Annotated in this window: 24 protein-coding genes; 10 read left to right on the top strand and 14 right to left on the bottom strand. The window is 67.8% G+C overall.

Going from position 1 to position 26,561, the window contains the following annotated elements; all coding sequences use genetic code 11:
- Positions 1 to 86 precede the first annotated feature (86 nt).
- On the top strand, positions 87 to 2,342 hold the full coding sequence (locus ACQPYM_RS32180; protein ID WP_433008022.1) for an FdhF/YdeP family oxidoreductase: 2,256 nt from the start codon (positions 87 to 89) through the stop codon (positions 2,340 to 2,342).
- Positions 2,343 to 2,918: 576 nt separating this feature from the next.
- On the opposite strand, the gene ACQPYM_RS32185 is transcribed toward ACQPYM_RS32180, so the two are convergent.
- A complete protein-coding gene (locus tag ACQPYM_RS32185; RefSeq protein WP_433008024.1) occupies positions 2,919 to 5,120 on the bottom strand; it encodes an MMPL family transporter in 2,202 nt (733 codons plus the stop codon).
- A 364-nt stretch (positions 5,121 to 5,484) separates the two neighbouring features.
- Positions 5,485 to 6,021, bottom strand: coding sequence for a YgjP-like metallopeptidase domain-containing protein (locus ACQPYM_RS32190; protein ID WP_433008026.1), 537 nt, complete (start codon positions 6,019 to 6,021; stop codon positions 5,485 to 5,487).
- 510 nt (positions 6,022 to 6,531) lie between these two features.
- Here ACQPYM_RS32190 and ACQPYM_RS32195 point away from each other — a divergent pair.
- Together ACQPYM_RS32195 and ACQPYM_RS32200 are read left to right on the top strand one after the other, a co-directional pair.
- Positions 6,532 to 6,690, top strand: coding sequence for a DUF5679 domain-containing protein (locus tag ACQPYM_RS32195; RefSeq protein WP_012922897.1), 159 nt, complete (start codon positions 6,532 to 6,534; stop codon positions 6,688 to 6,690).
- Between the two features lie 262 nt (positions 6,691 to 6,952).
- Positions 6,953 to 8,272 carry an ABC1 kinase family protein gene (locus ACQPYM_RS32200; protein WP_433008028.1) on the top strand — a complete coding sequence of 440 codons (1,320 nt, stop codon included), beginning with the start codon at positions 6,953 to 6,955 and terminating at the stop codon, positions 8,270 to 8,272.
- A gap of 7 nt (positions 8,273 to 8,279) precedes the next feature.
- Here the strand turns inward: ACQPYM_RS32200 and ACQPYM_RS32205 are convergent, their stop codons facing one another.
- The gene (locus ACQPYM_RS32205) at positions 8,280 to 8,447 is read right to left on the bottom strand and encodes a hypothetical protein (RefSeq protein WP_433008030.1); all 168 of its coding nucleotides are present in this window, start codon (positions 8,445 to 8,447) and stop codon (positions 8,280 to 8,282) included.
- A 50-nt stretch (positions 8,448 to 8,497) separates the two neighbouring features.
- Between ACQPYM_RS32205 and ACQPYM_RS32210 the strand changes: the two genes are divergently transcribed.
- The gene (locus ACQPYM_RS32210; protein ID WP_433008032.1) at positions 8,498 to 9,049 is read left to right on the top strand and encodes an NUDIX hydrolase; all 552 of its coding nucleotides are present in this window, start codon (positions 8,498 to 8,500) and stop codon (positions 9,047 to 9,049) included.
- 306 nt (positions 9,050 to 9,355) lie between these two features.
- Here the strand turns inward: ACQPYM_RS32210 and ACQPYM_RS32215 are convergent, their stop codons facing one another.
- The 4 genes from ACQPYM_RS32215 to ACQPYM_RS32230 form a co-directional block, all read right to left on the bottom strand.
- On the bottom strand, positions 9,356 to 9,574 hold the full coding sequence (locus ACQPYM_RS32215) for a hypothetical protein (protein WP_433008034.1): 219 nt from the start codon (positions 9,572 to 9,574) through the stop codon (positions 9,356 to 9,358).
- A 30-nt stretch (positions 9,575 to 9,604) separates the two neighbouring features.
- Positions 9,605 to 9,892: a WhiB family transcriptional regulator gene (locus ACQPYM_RS32220; protein ID WP_360284867.1), complete on the bottom strand. Its 288-nt coding sequence runs from the start codon at positions 9,890 to 9,892 to the stop codon at positions 9,605 to 9,607.
- Positions 9,893 to 10,043: 151 nt separating this feature from the next.
- Complete coding sequence (locus ACQPYM_RS32225) at positions 10,044 to 10,238, bottom strand: hypothetical protein (protein WP_433023432.1); 195 nt, start codon at positions 10,236 to 10,238, stop codon at positions 10,044 to 10,046.
- Between the two features lie 475 nt (positions 10,239 to 10,713).
- Positions 10,714 to 12,834 (bottom strand): ATP-dependent DNA helicase UvrD2, encoded by a 2,121-nt coding sequence (locus ACQPYM_RS32230; RefSeq protein ID WP_433008036.1) that lies wholly within the window; start codon positions 12,832 to 12,834, stop codon positions 10,714 to 10,716.
- 112 nt (positions 12,835 to 12,946) lie between these two features.
- On the opposite strand from ACQPYM_RS32230, the gene ACQPYM_RS32235 reads away from it, so the two are divergent.
- Positions 12,947 to 13,186 carry a mycoredoxin gene (locus tag ACQPYM_RS32235; protein ID WP_020391228.1) on the top strand — a complete coding sequence of 80 codons (240 nt, stop codon included), beginning with the start codon at positions 12,947 to 12,949 and terminating at the stop codon, positions 13,184 to 13,186.
- 211 nt (positions 13,187 to 13,397) lie between these two features.
- Here the strand turns inward: ACQPYM_RS32235 and nudC are convergent, their stop codons facing one another.
- Positions 13,398 to 14,321, bottom strand: a complete 924-nt coding sequence (nudC, locus tag ACQPYM_RS32240) for an NAD(+) diphosphatase (RefSeq protein WP_433008039.1) — start codon at positions 14,319 to 14,321, stop codon at positions 13,398 to 13,400.
- A 43-nt stretch (positions 14,322 to 14,364) separates the two neighbouring features.
- Here nudC and deoD point away from each other — a divergent pair, with 43 nt between their 5' ends.
- Positions 14,365 to 15,078 carry a purine-nucleoside phosphorylase gene (gene deoD / locus ACQPYM_RS32245; RefSeq protein ID WP_433008041.1) on the top strand — a complete coding sequence of 238 codons (714 nt, stop codon included), beginning with the start codon at positions 14,365 to 14,367 and terminating at the stop codon, positions 15,076 to 15,078.
- Between the two features lie 122 nt (positions 15,079 to 15,200).
- The gene (locus tag ACQPYM_RS32250) at positions 15,201 to 15,611 is read left to right on the top strand and encodes a hypothetical protein (RefSeq protein ID WP_433008043.1); all 411 of its coding nucleotides are present in this window, start codon (positions 15,201 to 15,203) and stop codon (positions 15,609 to 15,611) included.
- Here ACQPYM_RS32250 and ACQPYM_RS32255 read toward each other — a convergent pair.
- The 4 genes from ACQPYM_RS32255 to ACQPYM_RS32270 all read right to left on the bottom strand — a co-directional run bounded on the left by ACQPYM_RS32255 (position 15,599) and on the right by ACQPYM_RS32270 (position 17,788).
- Positions 15,599 to 16,132: a hypothetical protein gene (locus tag ACQPYM_RS32255; protein WP_433008044.1), complete on the bottom strand. Its 534-nt coding sequence runs from the start codon at positions 16,130 to 16,132 to the stop codon at positions 15,599 to 15,601. The genes ACQPYM_RS32250 and ACQPYM_RS32255 overlap by 13 nt on opposite strands.
- Before the next feature lie 178 nt (positions 16,133 to 16,310).
- Entirely contained in the window at positions 16,311 to 16,988 is a 678-nt protein-coding gene (locus ACQPYM_RS32260) for a GOLPH3/VPS74 family protein (protein WP_433008046.1), read from the bottom strand.
- A gap of 74 nt (positions 16,989 to 17,062) precedes the next feature.
- Positions 17,063 to 17,581 carry a GNAT family N-acetyltransferase gene (locus ACQPYM_RS32265; protein WP_433008048.1) on the bottom strand — a complete coding sequence of 173 codons (519 nt, stop codon included), beginning with the start codon at positions 17,579 to 17,581 and terminating at the stop codon, positions 17,063 to 17,065.
- Between the two features lie 66 nt (positions 17,582 to 17,647).
- Positions 17,648 to 17,788: a hypothetical protein gene (locus ACQPYM_RS32270; RefSeq protein ID WP_433008050.1), complete on the bottom strand. Its 141-nt coding sequence runs from the start codon at positions 17,786 to 17,788 to the stop codon at positions 17,648 to 17,650.
- A gap of 559 nt (positions 17,789 to 18,347) precedes the next feature.
- On the opposite strand from ACQPYM_RS32270, the gene ACQPYM_RS32275 reads away from it, so the two are divergent.
- From ACQPYM_RS32275 to ACQPYM_RS32285, 3 genes are all read left to right on the top strand, one after another.
- Positions 18,348 to 18,896 carry a Uma2 family endonuclease gene (locus tag ACQPYM_RS32275; RefSeq protein ID WP_433008052.1) on the top strand — a complete coding sequence of 183 codons (549 nt, stop codon included), beginning with the start codon at positions 18,348 to 18,350 and terminating at the stop codon, positions 18,894 to 18,896.
- Between the two features lie 90 nt (positions 18,897 to 18,986).
- Complete coding sequence (locus ACQPYM_RS32280) at positions 18,987 to 19,520, top strand: Uma2 family endonuclease (RefSeq protein WP_433008054.1); 534 nt, start codon at positions 18,987 to 18,989, stop codon at positions 19,518 to 19,520.
- A gap of 103 nt (positions 19,521 to 19,623) precedes the next feature.
- Complete coding sequence (locus tag ACQPYM_RS32285; RefSeq protein WP_433023434.1) at positions 19,624 to 20,181, top strand: Uma2 family endonuclease; 558 nt, start codon at positions 19,624 to 19,626, stop codon at positions 20,179 to 20,181.
- Here the strand turns inward: ACQPYM_RS32285 and ACQPYM_RS32290 are convergent.
- Together ACQPYM_RS32290 and ACQPYM_RS32295 are read right to left on the bottom strand one after the other, a co-directional pair.
- Entirely contained in the window at positions 20,103 to 23,324 is a 3,222-nt protein-coding gene (locus tag ACQPYM_RS32290) for a UvrD-helicase domain-containing protein (RefSeq protein ID WP_433008056.1), read from the bottom strand. The genes ACQPYM_RS32285 and ACQPYM_RS32290 overlap by 79 nt on opposite strands.
- A complete protein-coding gene (locus tag ACQPYM_RS32295; protein WP_433008058.1) occupies positions 23,324 to 26,548 on the bottom strand; it encodes an ATP-dependent helicase in 3,225 nt (1,074 codons plus the stop codon). Before ACQPYM_RS32295 ends, ACQPYM_RS32290 begins: the two co-directional genes overlap by 1 nt.
- Positions 26,549 to 26,561: the final 13 nt, after the last annotated feature.

The following is a 26,561-nucleotide window of genomic DNA, read 5'->3' on the forward strand; positions in this document are numbered from 1 at the left end:
CTGTCCGCTATCGGTCGCGGCGAATCGTGACATCGGCGACGTCTATCGGACCTGCCGGCGCTGATAGCCAGAATTACAGTGGAACCATGGTCGACATCGAACAGCCGAAGAAGAAGGCCGCCGGCGTCCCCGCCGTGCTCTCGTCGTTCAAGTTCGGTTTCCGCGAGATGGGACCGCTGCGGACCGGCAAGGTGTTCCTCAAGATGAACCAGGATCGCGGCTTCGACTGCCCGTCCTGCGCCTGGCCGGACCCGGACAGCAAGCGCAAGCACGCGGCGGAATTCTGCGAGAACGGGGCGAAGGCCGTCGCCTGGGAGGCGACCCGCAAGCGGGTGCCGCGTTCCTTCTTCGCCGAGCACTCGATCGACGACCTTGGGCAGATCTCCGAGTTCGAGCTCGGCAAGCTCGGCCGGATCACCGAGCCGATGCTGCTGCGGGCCGGCGCCACGCACTACGAGCCCGTCGGTTGGGACGAGGCGTTCCACGTCGTGGCGCGACACTTGAAGGCACTGGACGACCCGAACGACGCTGTCTTCTACACCTCCGGCCGGACCAGCAACGAGGCCGCCTTCCTCTACCAGCTCTTCGTCCGCGCCTACGGCACGAACAACCTGCCCGACTGCTCCAACATGTGCCACGAATCCTCCGGTACTGCGCTGTCGCGGGTGATCGGCAGCGGCAAGGGCGCGGTGACGCTGGAGATGCTCGAGCAGGCCGAGCTGATCGTGGTGGTCGGGCAGAACCCGGGCACCAACGCGCCGCGGATGCTCAGCCATCTCGAGATCGCGAAGAAGAACGGCGCCGAGCTTGTCGCGGTGAACCCGCTGCCCGAGCCCGGGATGATGAACTTCAAGAACCCGCAGCGGGTCTCCGGGTGGGTCGGCAAGGGCACCTCGCTGGCTGACCAGCACTTGCAGATCCGGATCGGTGGCGACCAGGCTTTGTTCCTTGCCGTCGGCCACTTGTTGCTCGAGGCTGAGGCAGCTGCGCCCGGGACGGTGCTGGACAAGGAGTTCATCGAGCAGCACACGAGTGGGTACGAGCTGTACGCCAAGCACAACGCCGAGCTGGACTGGCCGGCGGTCGAGCTGGCGACCGGGCTGACCCGGGCCGAGATCGAGGAGTTCACCCAGCGATTCATCAAGTCGAAGGCGACGGTGATCTGCTGGGCGATGGGTCTCACCCAGCATCGTGAAGCCGTTGCCACCATCACCGAGATCGTCAACGTGCTGTTGTTGCAGGGAAACATCGGCAAGCCGGGTGCGGGGCCATGCCCGGTGCGCGGGCACTCGAACGTGCAGGGCGATCGCAGTATGGGCATCTGGGAGAAGATGCCCGACGCGTTTCTGGACCGGCTGGATCGGGAGTTTTCGTTTACCGCGCCGCGGGAGCACGGCGTGGATGCGGCCGCGACGGTGCAGCGGTTGCGCGAGGGCGCAGTACGGGTGTTCTTCGCGATGGGTGGCAACTTCGCGATGGCGACACCGGACACCGAGATCGTGCATGCGGGTCTGCGGCAATGCGACCTGACCGTGCAGGTGTCGACCAAGCTGAACAGATCGCACACGGTGGTGGGACGCGAGGCGCTGATCCTGCCGACGCTCGGGCGGACGGACCACGACCACACGCCGGCGGGCCCACAGTCCGTGACAGTCGAGGACTCCCAGGGCGCGGTCCACCTGTCGACGGGCAATTTGTTGCCCCCGGCCCCTGAACTGAAGTCGGAGATCGGCATAATCTGCGGCATCGCGTCACTGGTGGTGGGGGACGTCGGCGAGATCCCGTGGCCGGACTTCGCCGACGACTACAGCCTGATCCGGCAACGAATCGGTCGAGTCTGCGACGGCTACGAAAACTTCGAACAACGCCTACAGGCAACCGGGGGCTTCCTGCTCGCCCACGCCGCCCGAGACAACCGCCAGTTCAAAACCTCAGACGCCAAAGCCCAATTCAGCGCCAACGACCTGACCTGGCTACCGACAGAACCAGGCCGCCTCCTCCTCCAGACGATGCGCAGCCACGACCAGTTCAACACCACCATCTACGGCCTGGAAGACCGCTACCGAGGCATCCACGGCACCAGAGAAGTCGTCTTCGTAAACCCCGAAGACCTAGCAGCCCTAGGCCTGACAGACGGCCAAAAGGTAGACATAATCTCCGAATTCGCCGGCACCGAACGCCGAGCTCGCGGCTTCCGCCTAGTCTCCTACCCCACAGCCCGAGGCTGCGTAGCCGCCTACTACCCAGAAACCAACGTCCTGATGTCAGCCGACGACGTAGCCCGAGGCAGCAACACCCCAGTAGCCAAGGGCCTAACAGTCCGCCTAGAACCAACCACCTAGATCACAAAGGGGTTCAGACGCCCGCTCCGGATGGAGCGGGCGATCTGTTGTGGCTACCCAGGACCGTGAGACGGAGCGTTCTTCAGAAGCCTCTGCAGCCACGCGGACCAGCAGTCATTCGCGAGCCTGTCCATCTGGTGCGGTCACCGCTCGCCGCCCGCTTCGGTGAATCAGCTGAAGACACAGTGTCAGCCAGCGCAGTCGACAGCACTAGCCATCGACGCGTCCGCGACTACTGCTGCGGTACATAGACCGACTGCCTGCACCACCCTGCACCACGTCGGTGACCAGCCTCTCCGTCTTCGCCGAAGCCCTCCCCGGCCCGGCACCCAGCCGCCACGTCCGATCTCTCGAGCAACCACAGCCAACGGCGGACTCTGTCTGTTGCTCTTGTCTGTTGCTCTTGTCTGTTGCTCTTGTCTGTTGCTCTTGTCTGTTGCTCTTGTCTGTTGCTCTTGTCTGTTGCTCTTGTCTGTTGCTCTTGTCTGTTGCTCTTGTCTGTTGCTCTTGTCTGTTGGTGGCAGGCAGATGCCCCGCCCGGCTGGTGCCGGGCGGGGCGTTGGTGGATGGGGTGGGTTAGCCGACGGGGGTTAGTTCTCGGTCTTCTTCGGGGGTGGGGGTGGTTACTGCGTGCTTGGGTTGTTTGGTGCGGAGCCACTTGGGGGCCCACCAGTTGGCGTCGCCTAGGAGGGTCATGATGCTGGGGAGGACGACCGCGCGGATGATGGTGGCGTCGATCAGGATCGCTACCGCGAGGCCTACGCCCAGCTGCTTCATGTCGAGGGTGCTCAGGGTGGCGAAGACTGCGAAGACGCCGATCATGACGGCTGCTGCGCTGGTCACCACACCCGCGGAGCCGGTGATGCCCTCGGCAACAGCCTGCTTGGTCGGGACTCCCCGCAGTACCGCCTCGCGGATCCGGCTGACCACGAACACGTGGTAGTCCATCGACAGACCGAACAGCACCACGAAGAGGAACAGCGGCAGCCAAGAGACGACTGCTCCGTTGGAGCGGAAGTCGAGGATGCCTTCGGCCCAGGTGTTCTGGAAGACCGCGGTGACGACCCCGTACGCCGCGCCGGCGCTGAGCAGGTTGAGCCCGATCGCGGTGACCGCGACCACCACGGACCGGAACGTCACCATCATCACGATCATCGTCAGCAGCAGTACGAACCCGATCACCAGTGGCAGCTTCTCCCTGGTGTGGGCGGCGTAGTCGACATCGGCGGCCACGAACCCACCCACCGCGTACTCGACGCCCGGCACCTTGCCGAAGGTCTGCGGCATCAACTCCGAGCGCAGCTTGGTCAGCGAGTCACGCGCCTGGTCGCTGCTGCCCTCATAGGGCGTCGAGACCGAGAAGACCGACACAGTGCCGTCTGCCGACACCTTCGGCTCCTCCAGCCCGTCTTGTGCGAACAGCTTGTCGGACTGGGTCCGCTTGGTCAGATCGGCGAACGCAGCCTTCACAGCAGGCTGCTGGTCGGCCGGAGCCCGTACTGCGACCTCGTGGCTGGTGCCGGTGCTCGGGAAGGCCGCGGTCAGCCGGTCGTAGGCCTGCATCACTGCGGTGTCGCGCGGCAGGTCCTCGGTGCCGGGGAACTTCAGGTTCATGCCCAGGGCGGGTGACGCTACGGCGAGCAGAGCGGTGACCGAGACGAGCAGGGTGGCGACCGGGTACTTCAGAGCCGGCTTCAGCAGGGCCGGCCACATACGCGGGTTCGTCTTGTTCGCGGTGAGGCGCCACAGGAGCGGAACGCGCGGCCGGTCGACCCAACGGCCCAGCTTGGCGAGCAGTGCGGGCAGCACGGTTAGCGAACCGACCACTGCGACAGCTACCACCAGGATCGATCCGACAGCGAAGGAAGAGAAGACAGCGTCCTGAGCCAGGAACAGGCCGGCCATCGAGATGATCACCGCAGTACCGGAGACGACCACAGCGTGCCCGGAGGTTGCTGCCGCGATCTCGACCGCGTCCACGTGACCGCGACCCTTGGCGCGTTCCTCGCGCTCTCGGCGCAGGTAGAAGAGTGAGTAGTCGACGCCGACCGCCATACCGATCAGCAGGATCACGCTGTTGACCGCGTCGACCGCGGGCACGAGCTGGGATGCCGCGGCGGAGAGGCCGATCGCGGCAGCGACGGCGGACAGGGCGAGCAGCAGCGGTACTGCGGCCGCGATGAGCGCGCCGAACGCGACTAGGAGAATGGCCAGCGTCACCGGCAGGCTGAACATCTCGGCGCGTTTGAAGTCCTCGCCGAGTGTCTCCTCGAGCGCCTTGCCGATCGACTCACCGCCGACCTGTTCGACTCTGATTCCCGGATTCTCCTGCTGCACCTTCGCGGTGGCGTCGAGCAGCGGCTGGACCCGGTTGTCGTCCTCGCCGTCCTTCAGCGTGACGCGGACGATCAGGGCGTCCTTGTTCGGCGAGAGGATGGGCTTCGCGACCTCCGCGACCCCACCGAGGGCGCGCATCCGCTCCGTCACCACGCCGGCGACCTTGTTGGCTTCGGTCTGGTCGAGAGCGCCCGACTTCGGCGTGATCAGCACGCTCTCCACGTCGTGGTCGGGGAAGTTGCCGGACTTGACGATGTTGTCGGCCCGGGTCACCTCGCCGATGTCGCCCTCGTTGGTCGACTCCTTGGTCCCGGTGACCGAGCCGAGCGCGAAACACGCCACGACGACGGCCAGCCACATGGCGATCGCCCGCCACGGATGGGTGGCACTCCATCGTGCGACCCGGACGGTGAGTTGTCCCGTGTATGTGGACCTGGACATGGTGACTCCTACCCCTCAGCGCCCGCCTCTGGACGCACCCTCCCAGCCCCGGCCCGACGCCGCTGCTGGCTACGGGTCTCAGCTTTCGTTAAGGCAGGTACTCGCCACCATGCAGGAAGCCACCGAGTTCACCCTGGGGCTGACCCCACCCCACCCTGGGGAAAACCACAGCAAAGACCGCCCAGTACGCCGTACCGCCTGACGGAACGTGCCAGTAATCATCACCGAGAGTGCGGTCTCAGGCTCAGCCACCCATCGGCAGAGGGACCACACCCGGATTGACCCCTCGGGGGTATCCCCGAGGGGTCAACGAGAGCGAGCGTCGGGAGCGGGCACGGCGCCCACCACGGCGTACGGGCTGGGATCAGAAGTCTTCGGGGGGCTGGGTGGTGGCGGCTGAGATGCCTTCCAGGTACCCCTCAGCTCGTTCGGCCTTGGGGTAGCGGTGGACGAGTTCCCAGAAGGCGGCGTTGTGGGACGGTTCCACCAGGTGGGCCAGCTCGTGCACCAGGACGTAGTCGACGACCCAGGCCGGCATCGACTGCAAACGGGTCGACAGGCGGATCGAGCGGTCGGCCGGAGTGCAGGAGCCCCAGCGCCGATTTTGGTTCGAAACCCACCTGACTGACGCAGGTTCGGGCACTTCAGGCAGGTGGCGACACGCGAGTTCGTGTGCTCTGGCCAACAATTTTTCGTCCGACACGCGGGATCGGCTGCGCTGCTTCTCCAGCCGTTGCAGCATGGTTTCCACCCACCGCGCCTCCTCGGTGGCGGACAGCCGATCGGGCATCAGCACGATCACCCGCTCGCCGTCCCGGTAGGCGCTGACGGTCCGCTTGCGCCGCTTGCTGCGACGGATGTCCACATAGGGCGGGATCGGGCGCGGTGGAGAGTCGGCCATGAGTCAGACCGTACCGCCTGAATCCCCCAACTTTCTTCTGTCCACATCCTGTGAATTGACGTTTCCGCAGGTCAGACCCCAATTGGCGAATCGGTGGACGCCGGTTGTTCACATCCTGTTCCCCCGTTCGTCCACAGTGTCGCCCGGCGCGCCCCACAGCTTGCCCACAGGTTTATCCACAGGGGTGGACAACCGGGACTTGCCAGCGTGGCCGGCACCTCCTAGCGTCGGATCCAGCAGGCTCCCGGACCGCCTCCGGGGCTGCTCGGAGGGGAAGCCGAGCGGTTCCGAAGGCGGACAACCGGGAGCCTGTTCCGCGTCCGCCAGGACCACGGAAAGCGATTTCCACGCGGCACGCGGAGCCCGAGGTGGACTTGAGCGACTGCCAGCCTGCCGTAGGGTGAATCCCGACTGGGCCGAACGGCCTACGGCAGGACGATCTGCCGTTAGCATCCACGACGGCCGGGGTCTAATGCCCCGGCTGGTATTCGAAGCAAGGAGAGGGCCCTCATGGCAGAGACCTGGAGCGGCGAGTTCTACTGCGTCAAGTGCAAGGCCAAGCGCACCGCCGACGGCGAGGTCAAGGTCAACGACAAGGGCACGCGCATGGCCAAGGCCAAGTGCCCCGAGTGCGGTACGAACCTGAACCGGATCCTCGGCAAGGCCTGACGCACCAAGTCGTGGGGGCGGTGGTGCGACCTTCGGGTCCACCACCGCCCCTCCGTCGTCCACAGCGAGGTTCGGGCCCACTACTGGTGGGCGTGAACCCCAAAGAGTGACCTCGAATAAGCTGTGCACTGTTCAAGCCCGCCGTTTGGTGTCCGAGCCCACCACAGGTGGCGTGCCGGTGATGACCGAGGGCGTGACCAGGCTCGCTTGTGACAAGAGTCGCGGTGCCCCGGCGGGTCTGCCGCTTGGGTGACCCGACAGAATGGGGAGCGTGTCCGACCTCCCCCGCAAGGCCCTCAGCCGAACCGCGAAGCTGGCCAGTCTGCCGCTGGGTGCCGCGGGCCGCGCGACCGTCGGACTGGGCCGCCGAATAGGCGGTGCGCCGGCCGAGACGGTGATGGCCGAGTTCCAGCGCCGTACCGCGGATCAACTGTTCTCCGTCCTGGGTGAGCTCAAGGGCGGCGCGATGAAGTTCGGCCAGATGCTGAGCCTGATGGAATCGGCGATGCCCGAGGAACTCGCGGCGCCGTACCGAGCCACGCTGACCAAGTTGCAGGACTCCGCGCCACCGATGCCGGCCTCCACCGTGCAGACCATCCTGTCGCGCGAGCTGGGCAAACGCTGGCGGGACCGGTTCGAGGAGTTCGACGATCTGCCCGCGGCGGCCGCGTCGATCGGCCAGGTGCATCGCGGCATGCTGAAGGACGGCCGCGAGGTCGCGGTGAAACTCCAGTACCCCGGCGCCGGCGAGGCGTTGCGGGCAGACCTCAAGCAGCTCGGGCGCTTCGCCCGGACCTTCGGCGCACTCGTCCCCGGTGTGGACATGAAGCCGCTGGTCGCGGAGTTGCAGGAGCGCATCGGCGAGGAGCTCGACTACGACCGCGAGGCCCAGGCCCAGCAGCAGTACGCCGATGCCTTCAAGGACCACCCCGAGTTCGTCGTACCCCGCGTCATCAAGCACTCCCCCACCGTCATCGTGTCCGAGTGGATCGAGGGCACGCCGCTGTCGAAGGTGATCACCGAGGGCAGCAAGGAGGAGCGGGACGAGATCGGGCTGAAGTACGTCCGGTTCATGTTCAGCGGGCCGCTGCTGGCCGGGCTGCTGCACTCCGACCCGCATCCCGGCAACTTCCGGGTGATGCCGGACGGGCGGCTCGGCGTGGTCGACTTCGGACTCTGCGCCCGGCTGCCGGACGGCCTGCCGCCCGCTATCGGCCGACTGCTGCGGATCTCGCTGGAGGGCGACGGTGACGCAGTACTGGATGGTTTGCGGGCCGAGGGCTTCATCAAGCCGCGGATGGAGATCGAACCGGCGCAACTGATGGACTACCTGGCGCCGTTCGCGGAGCCGGCCCGGGCGGAGTCGTTTCAGTTCAGCCGCGCCTGGATGCGGGCGCAGGCCAACCGGACCAGTGACTTCCGCTCACCGAACGCGTCGATGGCACTCAAGATCAACCTGCCCCCGTCGTACCTGCTGATCCATCGGGTCTGGATCGGTGGCATCGCCGTCCTGTCCCAGCTGGAGGCCGAGGCACCGTTCCGCTCGGTGCTCGAGGAGTTCCTGCCGGGATTCACCGACTGAGGTCAACTCACCACCAGAGGCTGTCCAGCTTCCCCTCGATACCGCGGACGTTCTCGCGAGCGCAGCGGTCGCAGTACAGAAGCTTGCGGCCGTTCTCGAGTGAGGTGACCCAGGTCAGCGGCGGCTCTTCGGTGTCAGCTTCCTGGCCGCAGAGGGAGCAGATGGCATTGGACATATCCCCAGTGTGCTCCGGCCGTTCCCGGCACCACAGCTAGGCTCCCGGGCATGCAGTGGCTGGTGCATGGTGAGCAGACGGTGTGGAGCAGTCCCTGGCTGAGGGTGAGCCGGCTGGACGTCGAGCAGCCGGACGGACAGCGGGTCGGGTACGACGCTGTCCGGCTGAGCGATGTCGCCGCAGTGGTCGTCACCGACGCCGAGGAGCGGGTCCTGCTGCTGTGGCGGCACCGGTTCCTGACCGACACCTGGGCGTGGGAACTGCCGATGGGGATCGTCGAGCCGGGCGAGACTCCGGCCGAGGCGGGAGCACGGGAGGTCGAGGAGGAGACCGGCTGGCGACCGGGTCCGCTCACCGAACTGATCCGCTCCCAGCCGGGTGCGGGGATCATGGACTGCACGCATCACGTGTACCGGGCAACCAGCGCGGCGTACGTCGGCGAACCGGTCGAACGGAACGAGTCGGACCGGATCGAGTGGCTGCCGCTGGCCGACGTACCGGGCCTGATCGCGCGGCAGGAGATCGTCAGCGGAATCACCCTGCTGGGCCTGCAACAGACGCTGCTGCAGGCAACCAAGGCCGTGGAGTCGCCAGCGCAGTGAACGTGCCGAGAGGCGGCATCCGCTAGATGCCGCCTCTCAGGGTGGTCAGCTGCTGGCCGGCAGCGGCGGCTCAGGTCCGCGCTGTCGGTCAGGCTGGTGTCCCGGGTGGCGCTGCCGGAGTCTGTGGCGACCTGGTTCCCCGCGGAACCAGGTGGCGCCTACCAGTACTCCGGGCCTGCGCTGCCCGGGGGTTTGCGGCTTCAGCGGTGTGGTGGAGATTGGCTCCGACCGCGTCAGCCTGGATTTCGGCTCAGGCCGGCCGGACCCTCTCGCGAGGGCCGGCCGGTGGCTGAGAGCCGGGGTGGATCAGACCAGGCGGGCGAGGGAGAGGCGTGCCTTTGCACTGGCCCTCTCCGCGCGCCGCGTGGCCCGTTCGGCCTGCTTCTGCGCCTTGGCGAACTGGGTCGCCAGACGGAAGCGCCGGTTCTGCTCGGCGTCGATCAGGATGTTACGACAATGAGCACGTGCGAGATCTTCTTGAAGTAAATGCATTTCAACTCTCCTGGGTGAAGTCTGGGTAGTCATGGTTCTGGAGTCTCGATTCGGGATTGGTCGTCAGGCTGCGGTCACGGTGTCGCACTTGCGTGGACGCCCACGGGGCCGCTTGCGCGGAACCACAACACCCTGGACGAACAGTTCGCCTCCCCACACACCCCACGGCTCGGAACGCTCGAGCGCTCCGGCAAGGCACTCGGCCTTGAGTGGGCAGGTGGTGCACAGAGACTTTGCATACTCGACGTCCGCCGGGGATTCGGCGAAGAAGAGTTCTGGCGCGTAGGACCGACAGGGCAGGTCCTGCGACGTTGCAACCTCGGTGAAGGCATCGAGGAAGCTAACGCTCATTCCGGTCACCTCCTAGTGACTGTCTTGCTGTGTTCTCTTGCTGTCTTCGACCGCCACCGGTTGATGGGGGCCAAACTCTTGGGACAAACAAAAGGGCCGCGGGACCCTGGTGAGGGTTCCGCGGCCTTGGAGGTGCCGGCTGACTTGGGTGTCAGACCGGTGGACTCCATGCTCGAGAACCCTGACCGCCGTACTTCGCATCGCCCACAGCTGCGCCCTTGACCTGGGCAAAGCCATCAGCGAGCACCACAACCGTCTCGACGTGCAGACGCGACAGGGCGGCACCCTGAATCGGGGCGCACGGCAGCGCGCTGATGCTGTTCGGCTTCATCGTGGTGTTGACCATTTCCAAGGCACCTCCTCTCGTAGTGGCGAAGTGAGCGGCAAGCTCATCGCTATGGTTTGAAGTTTTCGGCCAGCCTTCGACCGCAGAAAGAACAGTACGCTGACCTCACCGGAGGCCGCAAACTATTTATCGCAGGTTGGCGAAGTTGGCCGGAAGTTGCCGCCCAGGAGGCCGGAACTTGCTGCCGATCCACCGGTCCAGCACGCTCCGGCGCACCGGTGGCACCCTCCGGAACCGTTGCCTTTGACATCTAGTTGCCACGGCCCGGCCCGGTGTCTGCCACCAGCAGAAAACCTGCCCGACGAGTGTCCCGCCCGCTCGGCCCACCCCGCAACGGTTTTTCCGCCGGCCCGCCGAACGGTGCCCGATCGGGCAGCCGGCTGGGTCGATCGGGCAGGTGGTCGATCGGGCAGGTGGTCGATCGGGCAGGTGGTCGATCGGGCAGGTTCAGAGGGTCGAGCAAACGGCTGAACGGTCAGCGGGTGCAGATGTTCAGCACGGATTCGCCGTACTTCGCGAGCTTGGTGCGGCCGATGCCGGTGATCCGGAGCAGCTCGCGCTCGTCGGTCGGGCGGGCTTCGGCGATCGCGGTCAGGGTCGCGTCGGTGAAGATGACGAAGGCCGGCATCGACTCCTCGGCCGCCTTCTCGGCGCGCCACTCGAACAGGGCGTCGTACAGGGCCTGGTCCATCGTGGACGGGCAGTCCTCGCAGCGGCCGAGCTTGCGGGCGGCCGGCTCGGTGAGGCCGCGGCCGCAGACCCGGCACTTCGGGATCGGCAGGTCCGAGCGCTCTGATCGCTGGCTGCGGGCGCGCGGCGACGGCTCCCGCTCACCGCTGCGCGGAGTACGGACTCCGATCGGGTCCAGGAAGCGGGTCGGTCCACGAGACGCTCGGCCGCCAGGTGAGCGGGAGGTCGACCAACTGATCGAGAGCTGATCCTTGGCCCGCGTCACGCCGACATAGAACAGCCGCCGCTCCTCCTCCACCTGCGCCGGCGTCTGGGCGTAGCTGATCGGCAGCGTGCCCTCGTGGGCGCCGACGATGAAGACGCACTTCCACTCCAGACCCTTCGCCGCGTGCAGCGTCGCGAGCGTGACGCCCTCGGCCAGCGGCGCGTGCTGGATCGACGCCCGCCGGTCGAGCTCGGCCATCAACTCCACGATCCCGGCCTCCGGATGTGCGGTCGCGAAGTCGGACGCCATCGTCACCAGCGCGCTCAGCGACTCCCAGCGGTCCCGGACAGCACCTGTCCCGGCCGGCGGCTCGGCGGTCCAGCCGGCGCCACCGAGGACAGCTCTCACCGTCTCGAGCAGATTCCCGCCGGAGTCCCCCGCCTTGGCCTGACCACGCAGCAGTACTGCGGCCTGCCGGATCTCGGCGCGCTCGAAGAACCGCTCGGCGCCCTTCAGCATCGCGGGGATCTTCCGCTCGGCCAGCGCCTGCTCGAAGTTCTCCGACTGGGCGTTGGTCCGGAAAAGCACGGCGATGTCCCGCAGCGCAGTACCGGAGTCCTGCAGGCGGGAGATGGCTCGGGCGACCGCGTCAGCCTCCGCGACCTCGTCCGAGTACTCGCGGTAGGTCGGCGCCGGCCCGGGGTCGCGCTGCGAGCGGAGGGTGACGCGGCCGGGCAGTCCGCTGGGGCCGGCCGCGTCGAGGACCTTGTTGGCGACCTCGACGATCTGCGGGGTCGAGCGGTAGTCACGGACCAGCTTGATGACCTGGGCCTTGGGGTGGCGCTGGGCGAAGCGGACCAGGTTTTCCGGGTCGGCGCCTGCCCACGAGTAGATGGTCTGGGCCGGGTCGCCGACCACGCAGACGTCCTCGCGGCCGCCGAGCCACAGGTCGAGCAGGCTCTGCTGCAGCGGGCTGACGTCCTGGTACTCGTCGACGACGAAGGTCCGGTACTGCCGGCGGATCTCGGCCGCCACCCGCTCGTCTTCGGCGAGCAACGCGACCGCACAGAGCAGCACGTCCTCCAGGTCGATCCGGCCGCGCTCGAGCTTCACGTCCTCGTACGCCGCGAACACCCGCGCGATCGTGGGCGGATCGAACGCGGCGAGCGCCCGGGCCGACTGGGGAGCGATCTTCGCGTAGTCGTCGGGACGGACGTTGCTCACCTTCGCCCACTCGACCTCACCGGCCAGGTCGCGCAGGGCCGGTGTGTCGACGCGGACGCGGCAGCGCGAGGCCGCCTCGGTGAGCAGCGGGAACTTCCGGTCGATGATCGGCGGGAGCTCGCCGCCGTACACCTTCGGCCAGAAGTACCGCGCTTGCCGCAGCGCGGCCGAGTGGAAGGTCCGGGCCTGGACGCCGTTGGTGCCGAGCTGGGCGAGCCGGCCGCGCATCTCCCCGGCCGCGCGCTGGGTGAAGGTGACGGCGAGCACGCGAGCCGGGTCGTAGGTGCCGGTGCGGACGCCGTACGCGATCCGGTGGGTGATCGCGCGGGTCTTGCCGGTGCCGGCACCGGCCATCACGACGACGGGTCCGTGCAACGCGGTCGCGACGGCGCGCTGCTCGGGGTCGAGCGCCTCGAGCAAGGCGTCGGCGGAGCGGCCGGCGACGGCCTGTGTGATGTCACTCACGGACTGGGACATGCGGGAACAGCACTCCGACCGACGGGGTTCAGATACAAGGTAGAGCCACCCTAGACGGGTCGCCGGACAGTTTCCGTGCGCCCGCCCCCAGCCAGAGACGGAGTCAGCCACGATGGCGGCATTCACGATGTACTCGACACCTTGGTGCGGTTACTGCCACCGCCTGAAGGGCCAGCTGAAGCGGGCCGGGATCGAGTTCGCCGAGGTCGACATCGAGCAGGTACCGGACGCGGCGAAGATCGTCGAGAAGGTCAACAACGGCAACCAGACGGTCCCGACGGTGGTCTTCCCCGACGGCAGCGCGATGACGAACCCGTCCATCGCCCAGATCGCCGAGAAGCTCGCCGCTTAACTTCCAGTACTACGTACGCCCCGCAGGCGCCCCGCCCGCAGGTGCCGCGTGCTGAGGCCTGCGGTGGCTGAGGTTACTGCGGGGTTTTTTTGGGGGCCGCCCTGTGGTGGTGGGCGGCTCCGCAGCGCACGCATGCTCGGGCGCGGGCACCGCGCGCTGAGGTCAGGCGGGGGACGAGGTCGGCGGGCTGAGATCGGCGGGGCTGAGGTGGTTACCAGCTGCCGGTTAGTTCTTCGCCGTACCAGCCTTCGATGAGGCGGCGGGAGATGGAGATGTTGCCGGGGAGGGCCATGGTGCCTGCTTCGACCAGGGCCTTCAGGTCCTCGCGGCTGAACCACTTGGCTTCGGCGATCTCGTCGCCGTCGACGTCGATGGTGTAGCCGGTGGCCTTGGCGTAGAAGCCGAGCATCAGGCTCGACGGGAGCGGCCAGGGCTGGCTGCCGGCGTACTGGATGTCCTCGCCGATCACCACACCCGTCTCCTCGAACACCTCCCGGCGTACTGCGGCCTCCAGCGACTCCCCCGGCTCCACAAAGCCGGCAAGAGTCGAGTAGCGCCCCTCCGGCCAGGCCTCGTGGCGGCCGAGCAGTGCGCGGTCCTGGTCGTCGGTGACCAGCACGATGATCGCCGGGTCGCTGCGCGGGAAGTGGCTGAGGCCGCAGGACGGGCAGCGCCGTACGTGGCCTGCGTCCACCACCTCCGTGTGGGCGCCGCAGTTGGCGCAGTGGGTGTGTATTGCGTGCCAGTTGGACAGCCCGACCACGTTGACCGCCATCCCGGCCTCCCGGTCGTTCAGTACGCCGCCGATCTCCCGCAGCCCGGCGTACGACTCGTCCGGCTCAGCATCGACCAGTACTGCGAACACCGCGCGCCCGTCAGCCGTCTGCCCAGCCCCCTCGACCCGGTCGATCCCCAGGAAGACCCGGGTGCCCTCCGGCGCGGCAGCCGGCGGCACCAGGTGCAGCGACTTGCGGTCGGCCTCCACTGCCATCTGGTCCCCGGCTACGAGCATCACCTGGGTGTCGGCGGCGGCCCAGGCCTTCTCCAGCCACTCCACGTCTCGCCGCCGGTCAGCGGCTCGGTCCAGCACGGAACGGGACAGCGACAGGGAACCGGGAACGATCGAATAAGCCACGGCTTCAACGTATCTCGCCTGCTCACCATGAGAGCATCCCGGCATGAGTATTCACATCGCCGCCGAGAAGGGACAGATCGCGCCCCGCGTGCTGTTCCCCGGGGATCCGCTGAGGGCCAAGTGGATCGCCGAGACGTACCTGTCCGACGTCACCTGCTACACCGAGATCCGGAACATGTTCGGTTTCACCGGCACCTACAAGGGTGAGCGGATCTCCGTGCAGGGCTCGGGCATGGGTCAGGCGTCGGCCTCGATCTACGCCAACGAGCTGTTCGCCGAGTACGACGTGCAGACCCTGATCCGGGTCGGCACCTGTGGCGCCCTCACCGAGGCGGTCCGGGTCCGCGACGTGATCGTGGCGATGTCCGCGAGCACCGACTCGCAGATGAACCGGCTGCGCTTCCACGGCATCGACTACGCGCCGACGGCCGACTACCAGCTGCTGCGCGCCGCTGTGGACGCCGCCGAGGCGGCCGGGCTGAACGTCCACGTCGGCCAGGTGTTCTCCGGCGACCTGTTCTACAACGACCGCCCGGACCTGGTGTCGCGCACGGCGGAGTACGGCGTACTGGGGATCGAGATGGAGGCCGCGGCGCTCTACACGCTGGCCGCCAAGTTCGGTCGCCGGGCGCTCGGCATCATGACCGTGTCGGACCACCTCATCACCAAGGAGGAGACGACTGCCGCCGAGCGGCAGACCACCTTCTCCGAGATGATCACGATCGCCCTCGACGCGGCGATCGAGGTGCCGGTCTGAAGCGGGTCGCCACCGCCCTGGCACTCACCGCTCTGCTGATCGGTACTACGGCCTGCTCCGGCTCCGACAAGAAGGCGGCCGCGCCCGAGTCGGGTCAGTCGTCCAGCACGCCGGTCGACCCGGTGCTGCCGGACGCCACCCCGGCTGAGGTGGTCAGCGGGCTGACCGGCGCCGGGTACAAGTGCGGCGCGGAGCCCCCGTACGCAATCTGTACTGCGGACACGGTGTCGATCTGGGTGCTCACCGGCAGCCACAACCGGCCGCCGGTCGTGTCGCTGCACGCGACCGGGCCGATCGAGAAGGCCACGGCAGACCTCAGCGCGAAGCTACCGCGGGCGCTCGAGCTGGCGCACATCAACCCGCGCACGCCGATCGTCGACTGGTTCGGCAAGCTGGGGGGCAAGCCCACCGACCAGCTGACGGCAGGCGACTGGCAGGCGGACTGGTCGGCCGAGGTAGTCGACACCGACGAGCCGGGCGCGCACCTGACGCTGGTGGACAAGCTGTGCAAGGTGAACTGTCAGGCGGAGTGAGTCAGCCGCTCCCCGAGTAACCGCTGGAAGGGCTCGACCAGCCCGGCCCGCTGGCGGACATAACGACGAGTAGAACCGTCGTCGAGCCTCAGCTCGACGGCGGTTCCTCTGATATCGGGCCCTACGCGTGCGGCGACCACCCGGTCCGCGGCGACGAACTCTGGGCCTTTGGTGATCTCCATGAGGTCGTCGGTGATCCCCTTGGCCTGGGCGCGGAGCTGCCTGCGTCCACCGCGGCTGAGGGCTGTCGCTGCCATCGATCCGACCCCGAACAGCGTGGCCAGGAAGTCGAGGCCGACCAGGATCGCGCCGGCGGCGAGCAGGACGCCGGCAACGATCAGCAGCACTCGAGCCAGCGAGTCGAGGCCGGCCAAGCTGGCCAGCCACCCGAGCAGCAGCCCTGCGAACATGCCGATGGCGCACCACTGCGCCGGGTCAGGTCGCGACCCCTGAATCTGCCGAGCGGTCCATCCCTGCTCGGTGAACGTCAGGTCCACCAACCCACCCGGCTCCGACCGCACTCGCTTCACTGTCACCACAACCGCCGACCATAAGTCCCCACCCGGTCACCCGAGGCCAGGGAACCGCCAGCCAGCGGCGCACTGCCTCAGGAGCTGCCGCATGCCGCCGGGTTGCGGTGGCTGGCCGACACCAGGGGCGGAAGTCAACGACCGGCCGCTGGCAACGTGGTGCTGGCGGTCAGGAGCTGCCGGCGCCTGCTGTGCTGGCTACGACTATGGCGGCGGTGACGGCGGCCTGCATTTCCTGGACCGCCTTGCGGACTGCCGAGGCGGCCCAGTCGGATTCCGAGATCTCCTTGGCCCGCTGCTTCAGCGCCTTCTTGTCGACCGCGTCGGTGACCACCTTCGGGACGACGTTCAGGGCGCTCAGCAGGGCGATGAGGGAGGCAGTGCGCTCGTCAGGCTGCGTACCGAGCTTCAGCACGTTCTCCAACCGGCTGCGGACCTCCGCCTCGTGCCGCGCGTCCTTGGCCGGCCAGCGAGTGACCGGGAACAACCCCAGTACCTTGCCCTTGTCAGCCTCGAGCACACCGCGCTCCGCCAGCTTGGCCAGCACCTGGTCTCGCAGCTTCTTCGAGAGCTTGCCCATCAGGTCTTTCGGCTTGGCACCCGGCTTGCCCGCCAGGATGGCCAGCCGCTCGTCGAGTACGGCGTCTCCGGTGGGCGTGGTGTCCAGGACCTTCAGCCGGCCGGCCTTGACCTGGTCACCGGCTTCGGCGATGTCCACCTTGCCCAGCAGCGTCAACTCGATCAGCACGGCTCCACCGAGGGCGTAGTCGAGCCCGGGCGAACCAGCGATGGGCTTCCCGCTCTCGTCGTCGTACAGGAGCAACAAGAGGTCTTCCGCGATCAACATGGTGCCAACGCTAGGCGGCCACGCAGTACCGGGGCATCAGCCGCGCGGCTTACCCGTCGTCTCCCCCGCCAGCGCTAGACGCTGACGAACACCGCCAGCCGCGGCTCCGCCACCTGCGGCAGCAACTCCCGCCACCCGATCCGCCGGTAGAACGCGACTGTGTCGACCGCTTGGTGGGCCGTGAGCAACCAGGACGGCTCGCCCCCGCAGAGCGTGTTCAACACGGCCCGCCCGAGGCCGAGCCCTTGACTCTCTGGGTGGACCGCCAGTTCGTCGACCTCGAACGCGCCGACCAGCTCGCGCTCGACCTGGACCGCGCCGAACTCGTCGAACACCTCGCCGTAGGAACGATCCCTCCGAAACGGGGGCGAGGTCGGCCAGCCGGCGCCGAGCCCGCGGACTTCGCCGTCGACAACGGCTGTGACGAGCCGGAACCCGGGCCGTGAGACGTTCTCCTCCAGCCGTGGCCGGAAGGTAGCCAGTTGGGCCGGCTCCTCGTTCCAGGGCGGGGCGCTGAACACCTCGCGATACAGCGACTCGACCTCATCGGCAACCTGCAAGGCGTCGGCACCGACGTACGTGGTCAGCTCCATCGCAACTCCCTCGGGGTAGGTTCCGAGGCCATGCTAACTGCGACTGAGTCGCATTGGCTCGGCTGCTCAGAGGAGTTGGGCGATGAGGGCGTCGGCCAGCCAGTGTTCGTACTCGTCGTTGGTCCAGCCGCGTTCCAGGACCAGAGTCCGGTAGACCTCGGCCACCGTGCAGGCGAGCAGGATGTCCAGCGCGCGGGACGCGGTCACCGCGAGCTCGTCCTCGAAGGCGGCCAGGTACTGAGTGAGTTCACGCTCGCGGGCGCGCGGGGTTGAGGTGCGCAGTACGCGCGGGGGACGCAGTACACGGTGCGGGTGCGCGGGGTGCGGCGCGCAGTACGCGGTGCGGGGTGCTCGGGGCGGGAAGCGGTGCTCGACGCCGGAGTAGGGGCCCGAGGGTCGGCTGTGCGGTGCGCGATGCGCGGCGGTTGCGCGGAGCGCGATGCGGATTCGGGTGCGCGGGGGTGCGGTGCGCGGTACGCGGCGCGGGGCGCTCGGGGGGCGAAGCGGTGCTCGACGCCGGAGTGGGGCCCGAGGGTCGGGTGTGCGGAGCGCGATGCGCGGTGGGTGTGCGGCGCGATGCGCGGTGGGAGGCGGACGGGCAGCCCATCAAAGGTGGAGTCGGGGTGTGGTTGTGAGCGCGGAGGGTTGGCTGGAGGTGGGGGTTTGATGGGCTGGAGGTCCGCCCACCCACCGCAACGGGGAGGTAGCGACTCGTGGCTGTGGATAACTTCCGCGGTGGGAGGCGGGTTTCCGGGATGCTGGTTGAGTGATTGAGCGAGTGATGCCCGCGGCGCGGGTGCGGGTGCCGGACAGCCGCCGGTACGAGGTGATAGACGGGCGGCTGGTGGTTACAGGCCTTCAACCGCCTGTGCACCAGGCGGCTGTGGTCGGCCTGATGGTGCAACTCAAACAGGCGTGCCCACCGGACCAACTCGTTGCCGTCGGCTCCCTCGACTTCCGCCCGGCCCCGAAGATGTCCCTCCGCCCAGACATACTCGTCTGCCACCGCGACAACGCCGTCGGCCTCAACAACTCCAGCCCGGCGACCGGCGCGCAGTACGTCCACCAGATCCTGCTGGCCGTCGAGGTGCTCTCACCGACAACCCGCGTCATGGACGTCGTCACCAAACGCGAGCTCTACGCCCAACACGGCGTACCGGCGTACTGGCTGCTCGACCCCGACACCGAGGAACTCACCCTCCTCGAACTCACCGGCCCCCACTACACCTGCCACGCAGTCCTCCAGGGCGAGGAAACCATCGACCTAACCACCCCCTTCCCCATCACCCTCTCTCCCGCCGGTTTCTTCAAATGACCGGGCACCACCCGGGCAGATTCGGGGCACCGTGGGGGCAGATCAGCAGAACCGGCCAGACAGGCGACCAACCACCAGCATGCTGGTCAGGTGACTCCAAAGGAAGCCATGTTGCTCCCCGACGACGGCAGTCAGTACGAGCGTGTTGACGGGATCTACCTGGTGACGCCGTTGCCCACGCTGCTGCACCAGGTGGCAGCGGCTGAGCTCAGCTATGTTCTGCGTCGGAACTGCCCGCCGGAGTATTGGGTCATTCAGGCGCCGATGGACTACCGCCCGACGTCGACCCGGTCACTCCAGCCTGATGTGCTGGTGGCCAGCCGCAACGATCCCGGGCCGGACGCGCTGCGCCTTCCTCTTTTGCTGGCGGTCGAGATCCTCTCGCCGGCGACTCGGTCGAAGGATCTGGTTCTCAAGCGGAGCCTGTACGAAGAGGCCGGCGTCGCGTCGTACTGGATCTTCGATCCGGACGCCGAAATCCTCACCGTTCTGGAGTTGGCGGACGGCCGGTACGTCGAGCGGGTTGTGGTCAAGGGCGACGACGCCTTCGACGCACAGCTCCCGTTCCCGGTGCGCGTGGTGCCGAGTGAGCTGTTACGGCGGACCAGTCATCCGCGAGGGTGACGAGGCAGCTGACCAGCTGACCTCGGTGGCACGCAAACCCACCCGGACAAAGGAATCCCGGCAGTTCACCGTGGCTGATCTTGAGGGGCTGCCGGACGACGGGATGCGGTACGAGTTGGTTGACGGGCAGTTGCTGGTGACGCCGGCGCCGCTTCCGATTCATCAGCGGGTCGTGGTGCAGCTCACCGTGCGGCTGGAGGCGAGTTGTCCTGAGGAGTTCGAGGTGTTCGTCGCGCCTTTCGACTTCCGGCCCGCCAGCGGGCGGTCGCTGCAGCCGGACGTTCTCGTGTGCCGTTGCGAGGATGTCGGCCCGAAAGGTGTAGAGCGTCGCCCGCTCCTGCTGGCCGTGGAGGTTCTCTCCTCCTCGACCCGGATGACCGACCTGCTCCTCAAACGAGCGGTCTACGAGGAGGCCGGCGTCGGATCGTACTGGCTGATCGATCCCGACCAGGAAGCCCTGACCCGTGCTCGAGTTGGAGCACGGTCGGTATGTCGAGCGGGCTGTGGTCAAGGGAGACGAGGCGTTCGAGGCGCGGCTTCCGTTCGAGGTTCGGGTGGTGCCCGGCGAGCTGGTACGACGGGTCAGCCGTTCAGGAGGGTGATTAGTTGGGGTTTGGTGGGGAGGTTTTCGGGGCGGACTATGTCGCCGGTTCGGACGTAGTAGAAGGCGGCTCCTACCTGGGCTACCGGGATGCCTACGAGTTCGGCCCAGGCTACTCGGTAGATGGCTAGTTGGAGGGGGTCGGCTGCTTCGGTTCGGCTGGTTTTCCAGTCGACTACGTCGTAGCCGCGGGAGCCGTCTGGGCGGATGACCTGGTAGACGGCGTCGATGCGGCCGCGGACCATACGGCCGCCGATCGCCAACGCGAAGGGGGCTTCGATTTCGTAGGGCATTTGTTCGCCATACGGGCCGTTGCGGAAGGCTTCCATCAGTTCGGTGAGGTCGGTGTCGTCGACGATGTCTTCGTCGGCGGCGCCAGGTAGGTCGTCGGGGTCGAGCAGGAACTGCTGGCCGAAATAGCTCTCCACCCAAGCGTGGAACCGGGTGCCGAAGCGTGCCGCCCGGTTGGGTTTGCGGGGCATCGGGCGGGCCAGCTCGGCGGCCAGGCCGTCCGGGTCCTTGGCCAGGCGCATCATCTGGGTCGCCGACAACGACGAGGGCAGCTCGACGTCGTACGCCTTCCGGCTGCGGCTTTCCCTTGCCTCTGACAACAATCGTTCCAGCTCGGAGTCCCAGCGCGCGACCGTCGCCTGCTCGTCCAGGAACAGCGACTCCTCGGCTTCCTGCGACGGGCCCTCCGCGCGCGACTGCTCCACCAGCGCGACCGCATCGAGCCGCCGTTGGTAGCCGGCTTCGTCGTACGGCGCGGGCCACGGCGCGAGGGTTTGCTCGGCGAGCTCCGGGTTCTCCTCGTTCAGTTCGGGCTGCGGCGCCCACTCGATGACGCGCTCCCCCGCGTGCTTCTTCAACGTCTCCAGGTACGACGAGGGCCCGCGCGGGCGTTTCTGCGTCGGCCCCCACCAGTGTCCGGTCGCGACCAGGATCTCCTTGGCGCGCGTGAAGGCGACGTATCCGAGTCGCCGCTCCTCCAGTGCGTTGACCTCCTTGCACTCGTCCGCGAAAGCCTTCAACCCGGCGTTCGACAAGTCATGGAAGTTGGGCAACGTGTCGGCATCACCACGCAACGGCCAGGGCAGCACCTTCGCGTTGGTGGTCCATTTGTCGCGACCGCGATCCGACGGGAACACCTTGTTCACCAGGGTCGGCACGAACACGATCGGCCACTCCAGCCCTTTCGACCGGTGCGTGGTCAGCAACTTCACCGAGTCCGCTTCACTCGGTACTGCGAGGTCGAGACCGGCGGCGTACTCCTCTTCGGCCGCCAGGTACGCGAGCAGACCGTCCAGCGAGCCACTCGACTCGGTAGACGCAAAGTTGCCCACGGCATCCAAAAACGCGGCCAGGTGATCGCGACGGCCGGCGTCGACGTGGTCGGGGGTCGCGGTCAGTTCGACATCGAGCCCGATCGTGCTGATCACCCGGCGGACCAGGTCGAGCAACGGTTCGCCCGCGTGCGCGCGCAGCTCGCGCAACTCGGTCGACAGCTCCCTGAACCGCTCGAGCGCCTCCTCCGAGTAGCCCCAACCAGCTGGCCCCGGATCGTCGACAGCCTCGGCCAGTGAGATGACCTCCGTCGAATCCATCCCGGCCACCGCCGCATCGAGGGCCGCGACCAAGTCATCCGTGGCCGGACGGTCGCCCGAGTCCGCCAGCAAGCGGGCGCGGTTGGCCAGCAGCGCGAGGTCACGGTGACCGATCCGGTACCGCGGGCCGGTCAGGATGCGCAGCATCGCGGCGTTCGCGGTCAGGTCGTTGACCGCTTGCAGCGTGGCGACGACGTCGACGACCTCGGGCAGCGCCAGCAGACCACCGAGGCCGACCACCTCGACCGGCACCTTGCGGGCGATCAGTGCCTCGTGCACCGCGCTGAGGTCGACGTTCGTCCGCATCAGGATGCCGATGTCCTTCCACCGGCGGTTCGGCGTCTTGTGGGCGGCGACGATCGCGTCCGCGACCCACTCGATCTCCTTCGAGCGGGTCTCGAACAGGCCGACCGTGATCGCGCCTTCGGGTGCTTCCGGCGGCGCCTCCAGCGGGATCACGCCGGGGTGCTGCGCGTACAGCTCGGCCGCGTGCTGGTTCGCCGCCGCGAGAATCCGGCTGCCGCAGCGCCGATTGACACTCAGCACGTACCGGCGGGCCGGTGACCCGTCGGCGTTCGGGAAGTGCTCCGGGAACTCGTCCAGGTTGGCGACAGAAGCCCCACGCCACCCGTAGATGGCCTGACAAGGGTCGCCCACAGCAGTGACCGGATGACCGTCCCGGCCAAAAAGCGCAGTCAGCATCCGGCGCTGGGAGACCGACGTGTCCTGGTACTCATCAAGCAGCACGACCTTGTACCGCGAGCGCTCGATCAGCGGAACCTCGGGAGCCTGCTCGGCCAGCCGAGCCCCAAGAGCCATCTGATCAGCGAAGTCCACGACCCCGCGCTCACCCTTGTAGGCCTGGTATTCCTCGACCAGCTGCAGGATCTCGCCCCGCTTCAACGCGGTCTCGGCGAGCTTCTTCACCTCGACCGTCTGCTTGCGCGCAGCCGCGACCTCGACCCGGACAGCCTCATCATGAGCCCGTACTTCGGCAGCCTCCAGCAGGTGGTCGGCCAGCTCACCGTCGAGCGCGAGCAGACTGTTGACGAGCGTCGGCACATGATGCGACGCGAACCGGATCGGCCCGTTGGACCGCCGCACGACCCGCCCGGCGAGCTGGAACCTGGTCGCGTCGGCAAGCACCCGGACATCGGGCTCCAACCCCAGCCGCAGACCGTGCTCGGCGATCAGCGTGCCGGCGAACGCGTGGTACGTCGAGACGACCGGCTCTCCCGGCTCCTCGGGCTCCCAGTTGGGGATGTTGCTGCGCAGGTGAGCAGCCAGGATCGGGTGCTGGTCGCGCGGCAGGGTGGAACCGAGCACCCCGGCCTTGGTCAGGTCCTCGCGGATCCGTACGTCGAGCTCGTTGGCCGCCTTCTTGGTGAAGGTCAGGCCGAGCACCTCTTCCGGCTGGACCTGCCCGGTGCAGATCAGCCACACCACACGCGCCGCCATCGCGGTCGTCTTGCCCGATCCGGCACCCGCCACGATCACCGCGGGCGCCAACGGCGCTGTGATCGCCTCCAACTGCTGATCGCTGAACGGGATCCCGAGCAGATCGACCAGGTCGGCCGTCGTCTCCAGCTTGGCGCGCATCAGACGATCTCCCGGCCTTCGGGCTGGATGGGACACAGTGAGCGGACCTCGCAGCGGTCGCAGCCGGAGTTGCGTTTGGCGATGAACTCCTCGGAGCGGACCATCGCCTCGGCGTCCTCGACCGCATCGTCCAGCCAGGTGCGGCCTTCCTCGTCCGGCTCCAGCGGCGCCTGGCCCTGGACCTTCGGCAGGCCGACGTCGTCGTGACGCAACTGGACCAGCTCGGCACCGCCACTGCGCGGCTCCTCGCCGAGTTTCTTCAACTGGCGTGACTCGATCGCGCGCTGGTAGATCGCCAGCTGGACATGTCGCTCGAGCGCCGGCTTGGTCGGCACGGTGCGCCCGGTCTTCAGGTCGATCACGCGAATCGCGCCGTCACCGTCCTGCTCCAGCCGGTCCATCCGGCCCTTCACCCGGACCGCGGGCTTGTCCTCGTCCGGCAGCAGGACGTCGAACTCCACCTCGGTCCCGAGCAACGTCCGGTCCGGCCGTCCCTGATGCCAGGCGACGAACCGGCGCAACGCCTGCTCCGCCTCGACCCGCTCCCGGTCGGAGATCCACGACGACTCGAACTCCAGTTGCGTCCACACCTTGTCGAGCCAGCCGTTCAGTTCGTCGATGTCGGGCGGCAGCGTGCCGGTCGCGACGGCGTCGGCGAGCGTGTGCAGCACCATGCCGAACCCGATGGCCGAGTTGCTCGGAGTTTCACCGCCCGCGCGGCGCTGCAGGAACCAGCGCAACGGGCAGTCGACGATCGTGGTGAGCGCGCTCCCGGTCAACGGCACCGGCAGCTCGGGATTCGTGATCGGCCGCTCCGACTTGGTCCGCTCCCGCACACCCCACCAGCGCTGCGGATCGGCCGTCGGGACCAACGGGTACTCACGATCGTCGACGGCGTCGGCGAGTTGCGCCAGCCGGTCCGCCGCGACCCGCTTCAGCGCGGGCGACGTCGCAGGGTCGCTCAGCACACAGCGAAGGTCAGCGACCAGACCAGGCAGCGACAGCGGACGACGAGGCCGCCCGGCCACCAACTTCAAAGGAATGTCCAGCTCGCCAAGCAAGCGCGACGGCTGATCACCATCGGCCTCGGGGGCCTGCACGGCCGTCACGATCAGCCGCTCCCGGGCTCGCGTGATCGCGACGTAGAACAGCCGTCTCTCCTCGGCCAGGATCGCGCCCGCCGACAACGGATCCACCAGACCGTCCGGTCCGAGCCGGTCCGGCTCGAGCAATGAACCCCGCCGGCGCAGATCGGGCCATTGCCCTTCCTGCACGCTCGCCACCACGACCAGTCGCCACTGCAAACCCTTGGACCGGTGCGCGGTCATCAACTGCACCCCGGCCTCCCGGTACGTCGCGTCGTACCGGTTGTCGCCCGCGATGTCGAGCGCCTCCAGCTCGGCCAGAAAAGTCGCCACGCCCTTGAAGCCGACCTGCTCCTCGGCCCGGCTGGCCGCGTCGAACAGTGCGCAGAGCGAGTCGAGATCGCGGTTCGCCGTACGGGCGACCTCGCCGCCACTGTTCGCCTGGCCGCGCAGGCGGCGCAACCAGGGCGACTCCGACCACAGCGACCACATCACCTCGTCGGGCGCCGCGCCGGCGTTCACAATGTTTCTTGCCTTGAGCAACCTTTCGCCGAGGGCGACGAACCGGGCCTCGGCCGGGGACGCCTGCTCGTCGAGCAGCAACGGGTTCAGCAACGCTTCGCGGAGCAGCTCGTCGGACGGTCGCGGCAACCGCTGCCCACCCGCCGCCTCACGATCCCGCTTGCGCAGTACTCGAGCCAGCCTGCGCAACTGCCCCGCATCCATCGCACCCAACGGCGACAACGCCAAGGCCCGTACTACGTCCACGGTCAGCGTCGACGGATCGGCCACCGCCCGCAACGCCAGCAACATCGGCCGTACTGCGGGCTCACGCGACAGCGGCAACTCGTCACCCGCGACATCGACCGGAATACCCGCGGCGGCCAGGGCGCGCCTCAACGGTGGGATCGAGCGGGTGCCGGATCGCACCAGGACAGCCATCTCGTGCCACCCCACACCGTCTTGCACGTGCGCCCGACGGAGCAGGTCGGCGATGTGTTCGAGCTCGGCGCCGCTGGTCGAGTACAGGTTGGCCTCGACCTTGCCGGGCCCGTAGACGCATGAGCTCGCGTCGGGATTGCGGAACCGCTCGAAGGTGTCGCGGTCGAGTGTGCCGGGGACGCCGAGCCGGTTGACCACGTTGCGGGAGACGCGTTGCAGCGTCGTACCGAAGCGGCGGGTCGTGGCCAGCGCGATCTGGGCGGCCTCGGCGCCGTCCGCGGTACGGAACTCGTCGGTGAAGCGGAGCAGGCCGCGGACGTCGGCGCCGCGAAACGTGTAGATGGACTGGTCCGGGTCGCCGACGACGACCAGGTCGCGGCCGTCACCGGCGATGGCCTGCAGCAGCTTGGTCTGACCGGGATCGGTGTCCTGGTACTCGTCGACGAAGACGGCTTTGAACTCCTCGCGGAGTCTGGCCTTGACGTGCGGCTGCCGCGCCAGGATGACCGCGCGGTGGATGAGCTCGGAATAGTCCAGGACCTGTTCGTGGTCGAGGATCTGCAGGTACTCCTCGAAGAAGTCGCCGACCGCGACCCACTCCGGCCGGCCCGCCGAGCGGCCGATCTCGGACAGGTCCTCCGGGTCCAGCCCGAGCTGGCGGGCCTTGCCGATCACGGCTTGCACCTCGTCGGTGAACCCGCGCGTCTTCAGCGCCGGATGCAGACTGCTCGGCCACTTGGTCACCCCGACCTCGCGGCTCCCGGCGAGCGACTCGCTCAGCCGCAGGGTCTGCTCAGGACCGGACGGCAACCGCAATGGGATATCGAAGGCGTCCGCGGGAGTGAACCTGCGCAGCAACGCGTAACAGAAAGCGTGAAAGGTCATCGACGGCATCACGCGCGTCGTCCGGCCCAGGCGCGCGGTGATCCGGTCGCGCAACTCGGTCGCGGCCTTCCGGCCGAAGGTCAGCACCAGCACTTGATCGGGACTCAGCCCACGATTGCCAACGCGATCGACGACAGCCTCGACCAATGTCGTCGTCTTCCCCGTCCCCGGCCCGGCGAGCACGAGCAGCGGTCCACCGGGATGATCGACGACGGACTGCTGGTCAGCATCCAGCACCGGCGCCTCGGTGACCCGGACCTCGTGCCCGTCACCTCGCACCAAGCGATATCTGGAACCAGTTCTGCTGACCATGTCCCCCATCCCA

It is taken from the genome of Kribbella sp. CA-294648 (assembly GCF_050943845.1).
GTDB lineage: Bacteria > Actinomycetota > Actinomycetes > Propionibacteriales > Kribbellaceae > Kribbella.

What these genes read in the sequence shown, in the direction of transcription:
- ACQPYM_RS32260 (WP_433008046.1), bottom strand. Translation starts at nt 16,988, where the DNA reads ATGTTGATCGCGGAAGACCTCTTGTTGCTCCTGTACGACGACGAGAGC.
- ACQPYM_RS32190 (WP_433008026.1), bottom strand. Translation starts at nt 6,021, where the DNA reads ATGGCCGACTCTCCACCGCGCCCGATCCCGCCCTATGTGGACATCCGT.
- ACQPYM_RS32210 (WP_433008032.1), top strand. Translation starts at nt 8,498, where the DNA reads ATGCAGTGGCTGGTGCATGGTGAGCAGACGGTGTGGAGCAGTCCCTGG.
- ACQPYM_RS32235 (WP_020391228.1), top strand. Translation starts at nt 12,947, where the DNA reads ATGGCGGCATTCACGATGTACTCGACACCTTGGTGCGGTTACTGCCAC.
- ACQPYM_RS32205 (WP_433008030.1), bottom strand. Translation starts at nt 8,447, where the DNA reads ATGTCCAATGCCATCTGCTCCCTCTGCGGCCAGGAAGCTGACACCGAA.
- ACQPYM_RS32230 (WP_433008036.1), bottom strand. Translation starts at nt 12,834, where the DNA reads ATGTCCCAGTCCGTGAGTGACATCACACAGGCCGTCGCCGGCCGCTCC.
- ACQPYM_RS32195 (WP_012922897.1), top strand. Translation starts at nt 6,532, where the DNA reads ATGGCAGAGACCTGGAGCGGCGAGTTCTACTGCGTCAAGTGCAAGGCC.
- ACQPYM_RS32225 (WP_433023432.1), bottom strand. Translation starts at nt 10,238, where the DNA reads ATGGTCAACACCACGATGAAGCCGAACAGCATCAGCGCGCTGCCGTGC.
- ACQPYM_RS32180 (WP_433008022.1), top strand. Translation starts at nt 87, where the DNA reads ATGGTCGACATCGAACAGCCGAAGAAGAAGGCCGCCGGCGTCCCCGCC.
- ACQPYM_RS32185 (WP_433008024.1), bottom strand. Translation starts at nt 5,120, where the DNA reads ATGTCCAGGTCCACATACACGGGACAACTCACCGTCCGGGTCGCACGA.
- ACQPYM_RS32290 (WP_433008056.1), bottom strand. Translation starts at nt 23,324, where the DNA reads ATGCGCGCCAAGCTGGAGACGACGGCCGACCTGGTCGATCTGCTCGGG.
- ACQPYM_RS32295 (WP_433008058.1), bottom strand. Translation starts at nt 26,548, where the DNA reads ATGGTCAGCAGAACTGGTTCCAGATATCGCTTGGTGCGAGGTGACGGG.
- ACQPYM_RS32220 (WP_360284867.1), bottom strand. Translation starts at nt 9,892, where the DNA reads ATGAGCGTTAGCTTCCTCGATGCCTTCACCGAGGTTGCAACGTCGCAG.
- ACQPYM_RS32200 (WP_433008028.1), top strand. Translation starts at nt 6,953, where the DNA reads ATGGGGAGCGTGTCCGACCTCCCCCGCAAGGCCCTCAGCCGAACCGCG.
- ACQPYM_RS32215 (WP_433008034.1), bottom strand. Translation starts at nt 9,574, where the DNA reads ATGACTACCCAGACTTCACCCAGGAGAGTTGAAATGCATTTACTTCAA.
- deoD (WP_433008041.1), top strand. Translation starts at nt 14,365, where the DNA reads ATGAGTATTCACATCGCCGCCGAGAAGGGACAGATCGCGCCCCGCGTG.
- ACQPYM_RS32285 (WP_433023434.1), top strand. Translation starts at nt 19,624, where the DNA reads ATGCGGTACGAGTTGGTTGACGGGCAGTTGCTGGTGACGCCGGCGCCG.
- ACQPYM_RS32265 (WP_433008048.1), bottom strand. Translation starts at nt 17,581, where the DNA reads ATGGAGCTGACCACGTACGTCGGTGCCGACGCCTTGCAGGTTGCCGAT.